This window comes from Methylomonas defluvii (assembly GCF_033949435.1).
Lineage (GTDB): Bacteria > Pseudomonadota > Gammaproteobacteria > Methylococcales > Methylomonadaceae > Methylomonas > Methylomonas defluvii.
In genome coordinates this window covers 1-16,490 of the sequence record NZ_JAXARY010000007.1, presented here as the reverse complement: position 1 = coordinate 16,490, position 16,490 = coordinate 1, and the positions used below count along the sequence as shown (strand labels likewise).

At 50.2% G+C, this 16,490-nt stretch carries 10 protein-coding genes and 1 pseudogene; 8 read left to right on the top strand and 3 right to left on the bottom strand.

What is annotated here, in order from left to right:
- Positions 1 to 38 precede the first annotated feature (38 nt).
- The 3 genes from QLH52_RS09060 to QLH52_RS09050 are packed head-to-tail and all read left to right on the top strand — an operon-like array spanning position 39 to position 4,588.
- A complete protein-coding gene (locus QLH52_RS09060; RefSeq protein WP_319961308.1) occupies positions 39 to 1,235 on the top strand; it encodes a 1-acyl-sn-glycerol-3-phosphate acyltransferase in 1,197 nt (398 codons plus the stop codon).
- Entirely contained in the window at positions 1,228 to 2,097 is an 870-nt protein-coding gene (locus tag QLH52_RS09055) for a phosphatase PAP2 family protein (RefSeq protein WP_319961307.1), read from the top strand. The genes QLH52_RS09060 and QLH52_RS09055 overlap by 8 nt, the downstream gene beginning before the upstream one ends.
- Positions 2,081 to 4,588, top strand: a complete 2,508-nt coding sequence (locus QLH52_RS09050) for a PEP/pyruvate-binding domain-containing protein (protein ID WP_319961305.1) — start codon at positions 2,081 to 2,083, stop codon at positions 4,586 to 4,588. The genes QLH52_RS09055 and QLH52_RS09050 overlap by 17 nt, the downstream gene beginning before the upstream one ends.
- 454 nt (positions 4,589 to 5,042) lie before the next feature.
- Here the strand turns inward: QLH52_RS09050 and QLH52_RS09045 are convergent, their stop codons facing one another.
- Complete coding sequence (locus tag QLH52_RS09045) at positions 5,043 to 5,519, bottom strand: hypothetical protein (RefSeq protein ID WP_319961304.1); 477 nt, start codon at positions 5,517 to 5,519, stop codon at positions 5,043 to 5,045.
- A gap of 268 nt (positions 5,520 to 5,787) precedes the next feature.
- The gene (locus QLH52_RS09040) at positions 5,788 to 8,781 is read right to left on the bottom strand and encodes an HD domain-containing protein (protein WP_319961303.1); all 2,994 of its coding nucleotides are present in this window, start codon (positions 8,779 to 8,781) and stop codon (positions 5,788 to 5,790) included.
- Positions 8,782 to 8,996: 215 nt separating this feature from the next.
- Here QLH52_RS09040 and hrpA point away from each other — a divergent pair, with 215 nt between their 5' ends.
- The 5 genes from hrpA (at position 8,997) to cysK (ending at position 16,108) form a co-directional block, all read left to right on the top strand.
- Positions 8,997 to 12,890, top strand: coding sequence for an ATP-dependent RNA helicase HrpA (gene hrpA / locus QLH52_RS09035; protein ID WP_319961302.1), 3,894 nt, complete (start codon positions 8,997 to 8,999; stop codon positions 12,888 to 12,890).
- 42 nt (positions 12,891 to 12,932) lie between these two features.
- Positions 12,933 to 13,640, top strand: a complete 708-nt coding sequence (locus QLH52_RS09030) for a rhomboid family intramembrane serine protease (protein ID WP_033158041.1) — start codon at positions 12,933 to 12,935, stop codon at positions 13,638 to 13,640.
- A 155-nt stretch (positions 13,641 to 13,795) separates the two neighbouring features.
- Positions 13,796 to 14,119, top strand: coding sequence for a hypothetical protein (locus QLH52_RS09025; RefSeq protein ID WP_033158040.1), 324 nt, complete (start codon positions 13,796 to 13,798; stop codon positions 14,117 to 14,119).
- Positions 14,120 to 14,722: 603 nt separating this feature from the next.
- Positions 14,723 to 15,040: a hypothetical protein gene (locus tag QLH52_RS09020; RefSeq protein ID WP_319961301.1), complete on the top strand. Its 318-nt coding sequence runs from the start codon at positions 14,723 to 14,725 to the stop codon at positions 15,038 to 15,040.
- 90 nt (positions 15,041 to 15,130) lie between these two features.
- Positions 15,131 to 16,108, top strand: a complete 978-nt coding sequence (cysK, locus tag QLH52_RS09015; RefSeq protein ID WP_319961300.1) for a cysteine synthase A — start codon at positions 15,131 to 15,133, stop codon at positions 16,106 to 16,108.
- A 278-nt stretch (positions 16,109 to 16,386) separates the two neighbouring features.
- Here cysK and QLH52_RS09010 read toward each other — a convergent pair.
- Positions 16,387 to 16,490: pseudogene (locus tag QLH52_RS09010) on the bottom strand (IS5/IS1182 family transposase); the annotation flags it as partial.

Here is a 16,490-nt window from a genome sequence, read left to right as displayed (position 1 = left end):
CGTGCTACGAATATTGCCTGACAAGGAAGGGCGTTAGTATGACGAGTCTAAATATTGCGGGTTTGCTTCACCACGGCGTATGGCGCTGTATTGGCTATCTGGCATTCAGTCGAATAAGAGTCGTCGGCAAAGAGCGGCTAACGTTAGTCGGCCCTGTCGTGTTTGTAGCCACTCACCGCAATGGCGCACTCGATGCCGCACCCTATTCGCTTGCCGTTCCTTTGGCGATGCCGATGGTATCGGCGCAGCTGCAGCGTTTACCGCTGGGCAGATTTTTGTTTCGTGGTATTGCGGTAGCCCGTGCCAAGGATAAGGCACGCGGCATTAAGGCCAATAACGGCAAGGCCCTGGCAGAATGCATAGACTTACTGAAAGTGGGTGGACAACTGTTCATCATGCCGGAAGGCACCAGTTCGCTCGGTTGCCGACATTTACCGTTCAATCGTGGTGCCGCGCGTATCGTAGCCCAAGCCATGGCTGCTGGCATCAGGCCCATTATCCAGCCCTTGGCTGTTCACTACGAAGACCCTACTCACTGGCAAAGCCGTGTTGAGGTGTTAATAGGCGCACACATAATGCCGCAAAACGCCGACGAGATAGCGATACACCAGTCGATTACTGATGGCCTGGAGGCCGTTGGGGCTAATTTTGTTAATAGCGAAGCTCAGCAAATGGCAGAAAAATTGGCTTATGCCAGCATTTTAAGTACCGATCTTTCTTACGCTGAACACTTAAAAAAACTCGAGGGCCAGATTGCGCCTGGTTTATCCGAGTCGCTACGGGCGTTGGAGGCAGTGGCCAAGGATAAAGGTCTTTTTCTTCATCAAGGCCTACCTTTAATGCCGCTCCGCTTGTGGCAGCGGGATTTAGTGAATTGGTTACTGCTGGCGCCTGTCATCGTTTGTTTCAGCATATTGAATTTCCCGGTACTGGCTGCCGGGCATATCGCTAGTCAGCTTTTGCCGGACGAGCCGAATGTCATTGCCTTTTGGCGCATGGTAATCGGATTGCCGGTAGGATTATTTTGGGTCGTGACCGTTTGCGTGGGTTTGTTTGTATGTGCCGGACCAAGTTGGTTTGTTCTTTACGGCGCGATCAGTACCGTTGGCCTATTGGCTTGGTACCGATTCCGTAAATTGACGGTAGCACTCGGTAACGCGGTTTTTCATCCTGAGATGAGGGCGGTATTGGTAACAGCCTATCGGAATTTGGCGGAGCGTAAAGCGCATGAATAAACTTCTCGACCCCCCCTTACGCTATTTCAGTATCTATCTGGGCGCTGTTTCAGCCATGGAAATCGCGCACCTGACGGTTTGGAGTCTATTGTTTTGTCCGATGTTGGCCGGCATGGCGGGGTTGGCGCGCAGATATTCCAGACAACACAGTTGGGGACTATTGGCTGCCATTTGTGTCAGTCTGGCCGTGGGTATGAATGTGTCATATCAAGCCATGGCCGGAGCGGTCCCCGCTGTCCGGAGCGTACGCTTCGATGCCCAGTTAATGGCATTGGATAGGTTATTGATAGGCGAAACGCCGTCGGTATGGTTGGAACGATGGATTAGCCCACCGCTCACCGAACTAATGAGCGCTTGCTACTTGTTATTGATGCCATTATTGCTGGTCAGCCTACTGCGTTATTTTTTCCGGCGCCGGGAGTTGCTCGGCGAATTTTACACCGGCCTATTCGCGGTATACGGCTTGGGTTTTCTCGGTTATCTGCTGGTGCCGGCTGCCGGGCCTTGGCTGGCTTATCCGGAGTTGTTCAACGTCAAATTGAGCGGCGGCGCGGTCACGGCATTTAATCAAGCGATGGTTGAGCAAGGCAGTAATAAAGTCGATGTCTGGCCGAGTCTACATGTGGCTGTGACGCTTTATATACTGGGATTTGCCGGACGGCATCATCGCCTTGAGTTTTGGGTGTTGTTATTGCCGATATTGGGTTTATGGATCGCTACTCTTTATTTGCGTTATCACTATTTTGTCGATGTCCTCAGCGGCTTGGCGTTGGCCGGCTTTGGTTTGTACGAAGCTCGCCGTCATGCCGATCACCCTGCCATTAACCCCAGCAAGAAGGATACCTATGCCAACGCTGTTTGATTTTCATCATCCGTCTGCTCTGGATTCCGCCATATCCGGCGGTAAGGGCGCCAACCTTGCCCGCTTGACGCAGGCTGGGTTTGCGGTACCACCAGGCTTTGTGTTGCCGCCGGAGAGTTACTACTCGTTCATTGAGCAATACGATGCATTGCCGGATTTGCTTCGGGATTTGCCTATAGACGAACCCCTGGCCTTGGAACAGGCGTGCACAAGTATATGCGAGCAGTTGACCCAGCTACCGGTGCCAGAAAGCCTGAAGCAGGCAATTGCGGCGATGTTGGCTGAGTTTCCGGGCGACACGGCATTCTCCGTGCGTAGCTCCGCCACTGCCGAGGACTTGGGCGGCGCAGCATTCGCCGGGCAGCACGAAACGTATCTGAATTGCATCGGCATCGACGACATTGTTTCGCGCATCCGGGATTGCTGGGTGTCGCTGTGGAGTGCCCGCGCCATTGCTTACCGCTTGCAGGCCGGTATCGGCTTATCGAACACTGCGATGGCGGTGGTGGTGCAAAAAATGGCCTTCAATCGGGTCGCCGGCGTGGGGTTTTGCATCAATCCGGTTACCGGCGATCCAGCACAACAGTCGGTCGATGCCAATTATGGCTTGGGTGAATCGGTGGTGGGTGGTGAGCATCAGGTTGATCATTGGTTGCTGGAGAAGTCGTCCGGGCGAGTGTTGGAGGCGGTGTTGGCGCATAAATCCTCATGCATCGTCGCCGACCGCACCGGTACGCGCAGCGAGAACTTGTCAGATGATCAAGCTAATTTACCTTGTCTCAGCGAACCGGAGTTGGCTGAGCTATCCGATTTGATACGGCGCGTCGAAAAGTTTTACGGTTATCCGCAGGACATAGAGTGGGGTTTTGAAGGTGAACAATTATGGCTGTTGCAAGCACGGCCGATTACCCGTATCCCGCCGCGCTGGACCCGTGACGAATCCGCCGAGCGATTTCCCTCGGTGATTACGCCGCTGGCTTGGGACTTGGTGGAGGAGGGTTTTCACCAATCGCTGTCGCATTCTTTCGAATTGATGGGCTTGCCGCCGTTTCACGGCAAGTGGTTCGCCTTGTTCGATAATTATGTATACGGCAATCAGAATGCCGTCGAAGTTTATGCCGAAGGCACTGCAAATTCCTTAAACGTGCGTTCAGTTGCCGAACTGCTGTCTGCTTTACCGACACTGCGCAAACGCTATGCCTGGGTGCAGGAATTACCGATGGCGTGGTCGCGCGATTTGGATCGCTATTTACTGGGACTTGGCGAATTAATGGCCGAGCCGCTGACAGGACGCTCGATTCCCGAGTTGTGGGATTTTGTACTGCGGGTGAAACAGCTAGGTGCGGAATATTTCCTGCCTAATATTGCCATTTCCATTACTCAGCGCACCCTTTACAAACTGGTGTACAGCATCGTTGGGGCGGCGGTTGGCGAAGCGGATGCGCCGGCGACCTTTGATAGCTTGCTGGCGTACTGCGAAACCAAAACAGGTTTCGTCAATAAGGAACTTTACCGGCTGGCACGGCGGATAGCCGAATGCCCCAAACTTGTTCAGGCGTTGCGCACCCAAACGGGCCAGCAATTTCTGGCTTCCGGTGGATTCATACAGGAAGCAGATATTGCAGCCGCTTTCCAGCGTTTTTTACAGGATCATGGGCATCGGGAAGTGGAGTTCGATCCCTATCATCCGACCTGGTTGGAAGCGCCATGGCTGGTGATTGAAAATCTGAAAATGATGTTGGACTCGACCCTGGAAGATCCTGCCGAAAAAGAACGTATTCTGAAAATCCGGATGTTGGAAACCGAGCGGCAATTGATCGGCGGGTTGCCGGAGGATTTGCGGTTTCCTGTTCAGGAGCTATTGCGCTTGGCGCGGGTTTATACCGCATTGGACGACATAGAACATTATCAGACGACACGATTGACATTGCCGTTCCGCAAGGGTTTACGAGCCTTGGGTGTCGCCTTGCAGGCGAGGGGCATCATTACGGAAGCGATGGATGTGTTCTTTGCCCGAGCCGAACAGCTCTCGGAAACAATCCGCCTCAACGACGCCGCGTCGTGGCGTTGTTTGGCGGATAGCATAGTCCGGGAAAAACAGGCTTATCAAAACCATAGGCGGCATTCACCGGAATGGGAATTGGGTAAGTCACAAGCCTGTTCCGCTAAAGACGGGGATTTTGTTGGTTTGCCCGGTAGCCCCGGCGTTGCCAGCGGCGTGGTTTTTAAGGTGTTGTCGCAGGACGATTTCGCCGATTTTCCCGCCAACGCGGTACTGGTTGCTCGTACCACCAATCCCGCCTGGACGCCTTTATTTTATAAGGCGGCGGCTGTGATCACCGAAAGCGGCGGACCCTTGTCGCATGGTGCAGTGACAGCACGGGAAGTGGGGTTACCTGCGGTAATGAGTGTCCGAGGTGTGCTGGATGCGTTGACGAACGGCGACAAAGTGACAGTCGATGGTACTGCGGGCCGGGTAAGACTGGATTGAAGCAAGTCTTCGTAAGCAGGTCGGTTGGTCCTCTTGGCAAAAAGTTGGGACACCCCGGGTATTTTGCAATACCCGCAAGATTCAGAGCTTTGCGCGCAAGCCAATTAGAGTTGTGCGCTAGGCTTTTCCGGATTCGCGCACGCTTATTTGCCTGGCGGGCAAGGCTTTTTTCCTTGCGCGCGAACCATTGAAGCTAGCCCACGAACCAAATAAGGTGGCGGTTTGGCCTCAAGGCCTTGCGCTTAAGTCATTTTGGCTTGCGCTTTTGGCAAATTGCCTTGCTCGCGCAGCAATTTACCTTGCGGGCAAGGTTTTGAAAGTCGCGAGTGGCTCTAATAAGCTTGCGGCTTTAGCGGAAAGGCTTGCGCGCTATGCTTTTATCTATTCCGCTAAGGAATGCAGCTTATTCCGGAAGCCGGAAAGCCTTGCCGGGCAGTCATTATGCTTATCTTGCTTAGTCGGTAGGTTGGGTGGCCTGGGTTTTGGCCTTGGCGCCGCGATTAAACCGAACAGACATCGCCTGCCGCAGGGTTTCCAAGCCCGCACCCTTGCCGGCGATTTTCAAGGAGGCGTAAGCATCCAGGCTAAAACTATAAATATCGCTGCCCAGCGCCATATCGGTATCTTCGCCTCTGCTCATTAAATCGCGCAGGCGATGCAGGCGAGGGCGGAGTTTATCGAGAGTTGCCAGATCGGCTTGCGCTTCGACGACATCGAGACCGGGCGGAATGGCTTGAGTGTTTTGGGTGGCCACCGTCAGCGTCTGGCGGCAGAACGCTTCGGTTTTATCGCCCATCTTCAGGATGGTGCGGCGCTCTTCCGGGGTTAAGACCAGGAAGCCGGCGAAGCGGTCTTCCAATGTCTTCAGCGCGGCGTCTATGTCGGCAAGATCATTATCGGAAAGGGTTAAAGAAATCAGATGTTGACTCATGTTTATCTCCTTTTAGCGTGGCTGATAGTGCGGATGGCGGGGTGTGGTCCGCAGAGAAAATTGTAAGGGTGTTGGCCTTTGAATCCTCGATTCCATCGAAGCTACTTGCTGCCGCGCTTAAATCGGATAGACATCGCCTGCCATGGCGTTATCTCGTTCTTACGCGCTGTGTGGGAATGTCGGGGTTGATCGCGCTACGGCATAAACTCACCGCAGCGCGTAAGGTCTGGGTTTCCACGCGGCGCGTGGAAACCGGGGTAATCGGGCGTTAAATTCCTCGTGCGATTTTCCAGTCTTCCCAATAAAGCGATGGAGTCATAATTTCGTCATCAATATAAGCAATTAAGTTCTCATACTCTTTACGAATTTCTTCAATTGAGGCCAGTTTTTCTAGATTTGGTTGCAACCATTTGCATAAGGCGTCTAGTTCTGATGGTGTGGCAGAGACTTTGGGTGATGGTCTGCGACGACTTGTACCAGAAAACAAAAATGGCAACAAAACAAATCTTGCAGTTGGTTGATAAATTTCAAATAGATATCCGGCTCTCAGCTTGGTGCTTTCGCTTAAATATAATTTTTCGAATTTATCTTGGAAGCCCAGAATAAAGCGGCGATTAGAATCCGATAAGTGCATTCGGTGAGCCAATTGTATTGCCAGGGCTTTGTTACTGTATAAGGGTTGCGGTTTTTTAGCGAATTGGTATCTTAAGTTAAAGTCATCTTTTTGATTGCTTTCGTTCTCAATAACTTGTACGGTTTTTCCTGTGGTTTTATACCATTCTTTAATTATTATTCCCTTTATGTAAGAGCCGGATGCGTCATTATTTATAACTAGATCGCAGCCGGTAATAGGAAACCGATCATCATGCCCTTTAATCCCTAATATCCACGATTCTCGCTCGAATAATTCTTGGAATGTTATGTTGTTAGTGTTTAACTCTAGCCATGCGCCATCAACTTTTTTTGCAAGGTTAGTCCAGTTGCCGCCATAAACATAGGACATGGATTCAAGGAATAATGAAAATACGGCTTTTTTATGTTGAGCGTTGGAATCTGGAAATAAGGTTGGAGTCTCCAAATCATCCTGCACAAGCTTTTCGAGTGCCAGCAAAGCTAATTGCGAAAAATCTTGCTCAGCCTCTTTCATGAGTTGGTCACGGTTGGCCATTAACCACTCACCCGCCTTGCCTGACATTAAATTTATTGCAACTGCGACATTAGGGAGATAAAGCGAGTTTTGCTTAAAAGGTTGTCCTCTATAGAAAGCCTCATTTTGACGGAATCCTAGGTTTGGTTGATATTTTAGAGAAACTTGATGTTCATTCACATCTATAAATCGCCAATTATCTATCAATTCTTCGGTAGGGAAATTTTCTGACCCTATCGCAAATTCTGGCTTATCAATGGGCTTTAGTTTTCCGGTAATAGGTAATAAAGAATTCTCTGAAAATGTATTGATTTTATCGGCCAACTCGGCTGCATTCAAAGGCAGAGCCTTGTCTAATATTGGATCATATAGATCGATAAAATTGCGTACGAGTGATTCTCCAAACGGCATACTATAGCTATTAGCAAATTTATTGAATAGTAGGAAAATTTCGATAGATGTGCCATAAGGTCTGGATATATTATTTTCCAATAATTTTAAAACAACCAATCCTTCCTTGTCCTTGGTTGGACTGTGCATCGTTACTTCGAGTATTTCATTGGTAAAAATGCTTTTTGTTGTTAATTTAATTACGTCGGTAATTAGAAATACGCTTTGAAAACCGATACCAAAAGCCCCTGATGGTTTCATCCATTCAGGCATGCTATTAATTTTTAATTGGCGGGTGGTATTACTTTGTGATCCGCCTATTTTTAGCATGTAACCCAAATCGTCTCGACTGATTCCTGTGCCATTGTCTTTAATTTCTAATTTCCAGCATGATTTGTCGTCCGGTGTGTTTGCATCAGATGTTAATTCTTCGAATTTAACTTCGACTTTGCCTGTTTTGAGTATTTTTTTGACATCTTCGGAAATTGGGTTTTTCCATATGTCGGAATTTCTCTCTTCCTGATGAGTAAGCCACAATCGCAAGAGAGTGGCGTCAACCGCGTTTTGTAATAATTCGCGAATACACGCAAATTTAGTGCTATATAGATTATTGCCTTGCAATAGTTTAATGGCTTGCTTGGCATCAATGCCGAACTGAGGGCGTTGGCCTTCGTTTAATATTTGTTCATTCCCGCTTAAACGGACGGCTATTTCTCCCAATGTGGGCAACAAGCCAAATTCGCGACGGGGTACTATGTCTTGCCAATGGGCCATTTGATCTTGTATTTCTTGTTTGAGCCAATCGAACCACTTAAATGTTTCTAAATAGCCGTCTATGGTTTCGCATTCTGCGGTAATTTCGATTCTCTCTTGATCTACACGAAGATGGCGGAGGCCGGCATGTTTATCTTCATGCGCTTTACTGATGCTCGGACGATTCTCCCCAGCAATGTGTTGCATTACGGGACAAAATCGATTGTCATCGAGATCGAGTAAATCACCCATACGCAACAAACATGCAATAAAGCGAGGATGGCAATCTTCTTGTGCCAGTCCAGCCTCTCGAAAAGGTAAACCAGTTGATGAAAGCAATTGCTTGAATGGTAGGCCATGCATATGGCAAATGCGACCTAGTAGTTTGAATAGTCTGGCCGGTATCAATTCGGTGCGAGGTGAGCTGATGCCTACGCTCTCCCACGGTGCTTGGACGATTTTGTTGGCTCGATCAGCGTGTTGTTGCCTAAACCATTCGGCCATCAATTGACGAAATTTATCGACTGCGTCCATTGGGTTGTCCGCGCCACCAAAACATTGGGAAATGTCTTTTGAATCAAAACTCTGAGAAAAACGATTCAATTCATGATTTGGGTTGTTACGAATCTGCTCGATATATTGCCGAAAAGAGGTATTTCCTAATGCATCCTCAATATCTTGTTGCGGTACGACCATTCCTATATCGTGCCAATAAGCAGCTTCTAAGAGTAGCCAAGTGTCAGTAGCGGTTAATTTGCCAATATTTACTGGTCCTAACAGGCGCTCGATATTGATTAAAATTTGCTTGCTATGAGATACATCATGTCGGCTGTAATGCGGAAAAAGGTTGCCAATCGTTTGTAATGCTTTGGGTATTAATTTTTCATCGAATCCCCATTGATTCACCAACATTTCAAGAGCTGAATGCTCATGTGCTTTATTTTTTAGGTGCTGAATCAGAAAATCAGCCATTGCCACTTCCTTATTGTTAGAGGTTAATTCAAATGAAAAGCTCTTAGGACGATTATCATAGCGAATCCTACGAATGCAAGGATGACGATTGAATTGTCATATCTTGATTATGCTAATTAGAGCAAACTGCCGCAGTTTATACCGCCTTCATACATCAATGTAAAATTGCCCCTCCACCCCTTATAATGCCGGGCTTTTACCAGATTCTCCGCGCCATGTCCGTCCAAGACACCCTGAAACAACTCGCCAAAAATCTCCAAAACTGCATGGGCACCGACCGCCACGGCCTGAAGCGGCAACTGGACCGCTTACGCAGCGAGGCGAGTAAGGGCAAGGATGTGGCGGGGGCTTTGCAGCAAGTCGCGGATAAGATCGAGCGTTCGGTGGGGCGTTGCCATCAGCGCCGAGCGTCGGTGCCGGTGATTAACTACCCGGATTTGCCGGTTAGCGGCAAGAAGGACGAGATTGCCGAGCTGATCAAAAACCATCAAGTCACTATCGTCTGCGGGGAGACCGGCTCCGGTAAAACTACGCAGTTGCCGAAGATTTGTTTGGAAATCGGCCGAGGTGTGACCGGTTTGATCGGTCACACCCAACCGCGACGGATCGCCGCCCGCACCGTCGCCGACCGGATCGCCGAGGAATTGGGCCAACCCATCGGCCAGGCGGTGGGTTACAAGGTGCGCTTTCACGATCAGACCCATCCCAATTCGCTGGTGAAGCTGATGACCGACGGCATCCTGCTGGCCGAGTCGCAGAACGATCCCTATCTGAATCAATACGACACCATCATCATCGACGAGGCGCACGAGCGCAGCCTGAATATCGATTTTTTGATGGGGTATCTGCGCTGGCTATTGCCGAAGCGGCCCGATTTAAAAGTGGTGATTACCTCCGCGACCATCGACCCGGAGCGCTTTGCCAAGCATTTTAACGACGCGCCCATCGTCAACGTTTCCGGTCGTACCTATCCGGTGGATGTGCGTTACCGGCCCATCGAGTTAATCGAGGAAGACGACGAAACTTCCGCTGATTTGCAGCAAGCCATTCTGGATGCGGTGGACGAGTTGTATCGGGATATGCGTGGCGACATCCTGATTTTTTTGAGCGGCGAGCACGAGATTCGCGAGACCACCGAGTCCTTGCGCAAGTCGCACAATAACGCCCGCTACGAGGTGTTGCCACTGTATTCCAAACTCAGCGTGGCGGAGCAGGAGCGGGTGTTCAAACCCAGCGGCAACAAGCCGCGCATCGTGCTGGCTACCAACGTGGCGGAAACGTCCTTGACCGTGCCGGGTATCCGTTGCGTGATCGATTCCGGTCATGCCCGCATCAGTCGTTACAGCCACAAAAGTAAAATCCAGCGACTGCCTATCGAGCGCATTTCCCAAGCCAGCGCCAACCAAAGGGCAGGGCGCTGCGGCCGGGTGGCTGAGGGTATTTGCATCAGGTTGTATTCGAAAGAGGATTATCTGGCCCGCCCGGAATTTACCGAACCAGAAATCTTGCGAACCAATCTGTCGTCGGTGATCTTGCAGATGGCTGCCTTGAAATTGGGCGACATTGAGGAATTCCCGTTCGTCGAACCGCCCGACGAAAAAATGGTCCGCGACGGCAAGACTTCGCTGTTCGAAGTCGATGCGTTGGATAAGCAGGGCAATCTCACTGAAACTGGCCGGCAGTTGGCGAAGATTCCGACCGACCCCAAACTGGCGCGCATGCTGCTGGCGGCCGCGCAATTGGGTTCGCTGCACGAGGTCGCGATCATCGTATCGGCTTTGAGCATTCAAGACCCACGCGACAAGCCGGCCGATAAGCTACCGCAGGCAGAAGCCAAACATGCCCAGTTCAAGGCCGAAGATTCGGACTTTTTGAGTTTGCTGAATCTGTGGAATGCCTTTGAAGAACAGAAAAAGCATTTGACCAACAGCAAGCTCCGCAAATACTGCCAGGACAATTTTTTGTCCTACATTCGTATGCGCGAATGGCACGATATTCATACTCAAATTATGCAGGTGGCCCGCGGCGATTTGGGTTTGAAAACTAGCGGCAATCCGGCTAATTACGAGCAAGTCCACATGGCGCTGCTGCCGGGTTTGTTATCGAATATCGGTTTCAGACACGAGCAATACGAATATCTGGGCGCGCGCGGTTTGAAATTCTTCATCTTCCCCGGCTCCGGTCAGCATAAGCTGCGGCCGAAATGGATCATGGCCGCCGAACAAGTCGAAACCAGCAAGGTTTACGCGCGCACCGTGGCTAGAATCGAGCCGGAATGGATAGAAGCTGCCGCACAGCACTTAGTTAAACGAAATTACTACGACCCGCATTGGGAGAAAAACGCCGGTCGTAGCGGGGTTTACGAGCGCACCCTGTTGTACGGTTTGACCTTGCAGGCCAAGCGCAAAGTGCCCTACGAAAATGTCGATCCTAAAGCCGCACGGGAGATGTTTATCCGCCATGCGCTGGTGAATCACGATTATAACAGCAACGCGCAGTTTTTTAAGGCCAACGAAGCCTTGCTGGAAGAGGTGGGCTATATCCAGCATAAGGGTCGCCGCGTCGATTTGGTGGAAGACGAGGAGTGGCTGTATCAGTTTTACGATAAAAAGCTGCCAGCTGAGGTGGTCAGCGGCATTACCCTCGATCAATGGCGGAAGAAAGTCGAGCGCGATAATCCGAAGATTTTGTTTCTGACCAAGGAAGATCTGACCCGCAGCGACGACAACCGTATCAACGATTGGGATTTTCCGGATAGCAAAAAAATTGGCGATTTAACCATCGAATTACATTACCGCTTCGAGCCGGGTCACGACGAAGATGGGGTGACGGCCATCGTACCGGTGCATCAACTCAATCAAATCCGTCAAGCGCCTTTTGACTGGCTGGTGCCGGGCATGCTGGAAGAAAAAGTTACCGCGTTGATCAAATCGCTACCTAAGCATCTGCGTAAACATTTCGTACCTGTACCGAATACCGCCAAGGCTTGCCTGGAGATCGAGCCGGATTTTAAAGGCTCGTTGTTCGAGTGGTTGAGCGGGCGCTTGCGCAAGTTGACCGGCGAGTCGATACCCTTGAATGAATGGCAGCCGGATGTCTTGCCGGATCATTTGAAGATGAATTTCCGCATCGTTGACGATCATGGCCGGGCCTTGGGCTATGGTCGCAATCTGGCCAAGTTGCAAGCTGATCATGCCACCAAGGCTGGCGACAGTTTCGACAAGTTGGCGCAAGAGGAGATGAATCATACCGGCTGCATTGCCTGGGCATTCGACGACTTGCCCGAGACTTGGCAGTTCATGCAAAAAGGCCAGACCTTCATCGGCTTTCCGGCCATTGTCGATGAAGGCAACACGGTGGGGGTGAAGATACTCGACACGCAATATAAGGCCGAGTTGGCGCATTTCGACGGCTTAACCAAGTTGTTTCAGTTGCAGTGCCGCAAGGACGCCCAGTATTTGTTAAAAAACAGTGGGGTCCAGGCCACCTTGCAATTGGCCTATAACCAACTGCCCAAGCATCCGTTGTTGACAGAACGGCCGGGCGGCGATTTTAAGGAGGATCTACTATTCTTGATCTTTAACAGTGTGTTTGTTGCTGATAGTGCGATTCGGAGCCAGCAGCAGTTCGAAGCAGCGCTGGCGGCCAAAAAGGCTACGCTGGTCACGGTTGGGAATCAGGTGGGCAAGCATGTCACGGAAATCATGGCAAACTATCAAACGGTAAGACAGCGATTGAAGCAGCCTGGCGTCAGCCCAAATTTGCGGGAAGACTTGGAAAAACAACTGAGTTTGCTGCTGTTTAGTGGTTTCTTACGATATACGCCGTTGGCGCAGATACAAGCGATGCCGCGTTATTTAAAAGCCATTGAGTGTCGTCTGGATAAGCAAAAGCCCGATTCGGCGGACATCCAAGGTCTGCACAGGCTATCGCAACGCTTTTGGCAGCATGTCGAAAAGCAAATGAAGACTTTGGTGCCGATGCCGGAACGCGAAGCCTTCCGCTGGAGTTTGGAGGAATTGCGTGTGTCCTTGTTTGCGCAGCAACTGAAAACGGCTTATCCGGTTTCGGTGCAGCGTCTGGAAAAGACTTGGAACGAAAAGTTTTAATCAGCCTCTGATTTTTGTGCCCACTACAGAAGGAAGCCCAAGATGATACCCATTCGAGATTCGATACCTTGTAACATCAAGCCTTATGTGACCTGGGGCATCATGGCTATTTGCATAGCAGTGTACGTAGCGATGCTGTTTATGCCGGACGAAATGGGGCAGCACTTTGTTTACATGTACGGGATGGTGCCGATTCGCTATTCCAATCCGGATTGGGCTTATAGTTTTGGTTTGCCGCCGGATCATTATCTGTCGTTTTTTACCAATATGTTCCTGCACGGCGGTTTCCTGCACCTGTTGATGAACATGGTGTTTTTATGGATATTCGCCGACAACATCGAAGACTTGATGGGACATAAACGCTTTGCGGCGTTTTATGTGTTGTGCGGACTGTTGGCAACCTATGCGCAGTGGTATTTTTATCCCAAGATGGCGGTGCCGGTGGTGGGTGCATCCGGCGCCATCGCCGGCGTGTTGGGGGCGTATTTTTTTCGCTTCCCGCAAGCTACCGTAGTGATACTGGTTCCCATCCTGTTTTATCCTCTGTTTTTCCATGTGCCGGCGATAGCCTTTCTTGGATTCTGGGTGATTATCCAAATCGGCGATGTATTCACCGCAGCGGTTTTAGATAATGTCGCAGTAGATTCGGCCTGGTGGGCGCATCTGGGTGGTTTCGTTGCCGGCGCTTTGCTGCATCCGTTTTTTATCGAAAAGAAACCCGCGGCATATCAATTCCAGTCAGATGAATAGGCGTCCAAGCCACGGTTAGTCGGCAAAAAAGCAAGAAACAGTAGGGCTTTTATTTTATAATGCCGCCAGTTGGCTAACCGGCTGAAATGGCAACGAAAAACAAGTTCGTTGCCTGTGTTTGCAAAAGATTCTTCATTCATTCGAGACAAATTAACATGAAAAACCTTAATGTCGCATTGGTAAGACTGCTGCAGTTTGTGGTGTTCGCGCTGTTCACATTCATCGTATTGTTGTACTTCGGTACTTTGATTTTGTTGCCGCTGGATATAGTGGTGTTGATTACCAAAATGCTACATATGGTAGGTATCGGTACCTTGTTCGGTGCGATTGTTGCCGTGCCGGTAGTGGCTTACATGGGCAAAATCGTTTACAGCACACCGGGCTTGATTCAAATGATCGTCGAGAATGGCATCGATTTAGCCAATACCGGCAAGCAACGGGTTGAAGCGTTCAACAAAATTGCTGAAGCGGTTAAATAAACTGCTCCACGCAATCGTAAAAAGGGGCTTACGAGCCCCTTTTTTGTGCCTGTCGGTTTGCCACACATTGATTATTTTCCGAAATGGTTGCGCGGTCCGGCGGCTTGAATAATGGTATTTGGCCCGGTAAATTCCCTGGTAGCCGGCCAGATCCCCGGCGTTTATCAGCTGTCGGAATTTTTTACAGCAGCTTTTTTGCAAGCAAACAAACTGGTTCAGTTGATTTTTTCGATTTCACTCTATTAGCTGCTCAAATTCTGCAAATTGGCGTATTAAGCGGCTGTTGTATCGGTAAAGCGGATGGTTAGCGTCAATGGCTAAGTCGAGAAAATTTACACCTGACGGTTCGACTTTTGCTGGGTTTGGTCTGCGGCTAATAAAAGTCTTTTAAGTACATAAGCTTGTGTTCTCTGTGTATGTTTTTTGCTTAACTTTTAACGTAAAAAAATTTGTTAAATAATCCTGTAAGTATGCGTAAAGCAAGGGGAAGATTATGGACGCAAAGAAATTAGATACATCCACTAAAAGCAGAAATGACGAGCACTGCGACCACCCGTCCTTAGCCAAAGAATATGTCTCCGGCGTACCCACCGGAAACTTTGTTTGCGCACAATGCGGTCGTCATCTGACTTCAATTATCAGAACATCCAAAAAGTAAATTCTGCCGATTCCGCGCATGCCTTCACCGGTGTGCGCATTCAGGATCATTCTTCCAACCTTCAATTACTTTTCGGTAACGCTAGGCTTTGGCTGGCGGTGCTCTCTTGCGGTTTGAATTTACTGTCTTTGATTGATGGCCGGCTATCCCAGGGATGCACGATGCGCCTGGCTGCAGGTTGCAAAAATCTTCAAACAGGCGCAATCTTGGAGCTGTGGTACTACGGCTATTCAGGGCGTGTGCAGCACGTTTTTCTGATTTAGCGGTGTGAGCTTAATTCAACCCCACAAACAGCCAGTGCAGGTCAATGCGCACTGGCTTTTTTTGGACTATCCATTTTGAAGGAAAATGTTATGGCATATTGGTATCCCGACAATTCACAGTCTATCGGCAAAACACCGCTGGTCAGGCTTAACCGCATTACCGACGGCGCTCAAGTCACCCTGTTAGCTAAAGTCGAGGGGCGTAACCCTGGATATTCGGTGAAATGCCGCATCGGCGCGGCTATGATCAACGATGCGCAACAGCGCGGCCTGCTGGGACCCGGCAAAGAGTTAATCGAGCCAACCAGCGGCAATACCGGCATCGCACTGGCCTTTGTCGCCGCCGCCCGCGGCATTCCGTTGACTTTAACGATGCCGGATACCATGAGTATCGAGCGCCGCAAATTGCTGGTGGCCTACGGCGCCAAACTGGTGCTGACCGAGGGCGCCAAAGGCATGAAAGGTGCCATTGCCAAGGCTGAAGAGATTGTCGCTTCCGATCCGGAACGCTATGTACTGTTGCAGCAGTTCAAAAACCCCGCTAACCCGCAAATCCACGAGCAGACCACCGGACCGGAAATTTGGCATGACAGCGATGGCGCGGTCGATATTTTGGTTGCCGGAGTCGGCACCGGCGGCACCATAACCGGCGTGTCGCGCTACATCAAACTCACGCAAAGCAAACCCATCGTTTCTATTGCCGTGGAGCCGGAAGCTAGCCCGATATTGAGTCAACACCGTAGCGGTCAAGATTTGCAACCGGGTCCGCATAAAATTCAGGGCATAGGGGCCGGATTTGTGCCCGATGTATTGGATTTATCCATGATCGATGCCATCGAACAAGTCAGTAATGATGAAGCGATTGAATACGCGCGGCGTTTGGCGCGGGAAGAAGGCTTGTTATCCGGAATTTCCTGCGGCGCGGCGGTCGCGGCGGCAGTGCGGGTGGCAAAACGGCCGGAAAACGTCGGCAAGACCATTGTGGTGGTACTGCCGGACTCCGGCGAGCGGTATTTGAGCTCTGCTTTATTCGAAGGCTTGTTCGATGCGCAGGGCGTGGCGGTTTGAGTCGCCGCTGAAGTTAAGGGGCAGTGGCTAAGGTTTTTGTAAAAGCTTGGCAAACTGGCTGCTGTCCCCTTTGTATTTCCGCTATATACATTATCAGGTCCAAACATCATCTTGGCCGGTAGCTGAAAATATTTCTGTCTTGCGCAAGTTGCGGCTGAATAACCAACAGGGAAGTCTGGTGTTCAGGGCAAAGCGGGAGGATTGAGATTGTTGACTTACCGCTATCGACCCTAAGGAGACGCTCAGACATATCAAGTTCAATAGGGGCTGTTGCCGTTTCACATCGGTAACCATATAAATGCACAAGCCAGGGCGATAGCACCTTCAAAATTGCGTTTTAGTTTGTCATATCGGGTGGCAATAGCTCTAAAATGTTTCAGTC

Coding starts and splice junctions, on each gene's coding strand:
- QLH52_RS09040 (WP_319961303.1), bottom strand. CDS start 8,781: ATGGCTGATTTTCTGATTCAGCACCTAAAAAATAAAGCACATGAGCAT.
- QLH52_RS09030 (WP_033158041.1), top strand. CDS start 12,933: ATGATACCCATTCGAGATTCGATACCTTGTAACATCAAGCCTTATGTG.
- hrpA (WP_319961302.1), top strand. CDS start 8,997: ATGTCCGTCCAAGACACCCTGAAACAACTCGCCAAAAATCTCCAAAAC.
- QLH52_RS09025 (WP_033158040.1), top strand. CDS start 13,796: ATGAAAAACCTTAATGTCGCATTGGTAAGACTGCTGCAGTTTGTGGTG.
- QLH52_RS09050 (WP_319961305.1), top strand. CDS start 2,081: ATGCCAACGCTGTTTGATTTTCATCATCCGTCTGCTCTGGATTCCGCC.
- cysK (WP_319961300.1), top strand. CDS start 15,131: ATGGCATATTGGTATCCCGACAATTCACAGTCTATCGGCAAAACACCG.
- QLH52_RS09055 (WP_319961307.1), top strand. CDS start 1,228: ATGAATAAACTTCTCGACCCCCCCTTACGCTATTTCAGTATCTATCTG.
- QLH52_RS09045 (WP_319961304.1), bottom strand. CDS start 5,519: ATGAGTCAACATCTGATTTCTTTAACCCTTTCCGATAATGATCTTGCC.
- QLH52_RS09060 (WP_319961308.1), top strand. CDS start 39: ATGACGAGTCTAAATATTGCGGGTTTGCTTCACCACGGCGTATGGCGC.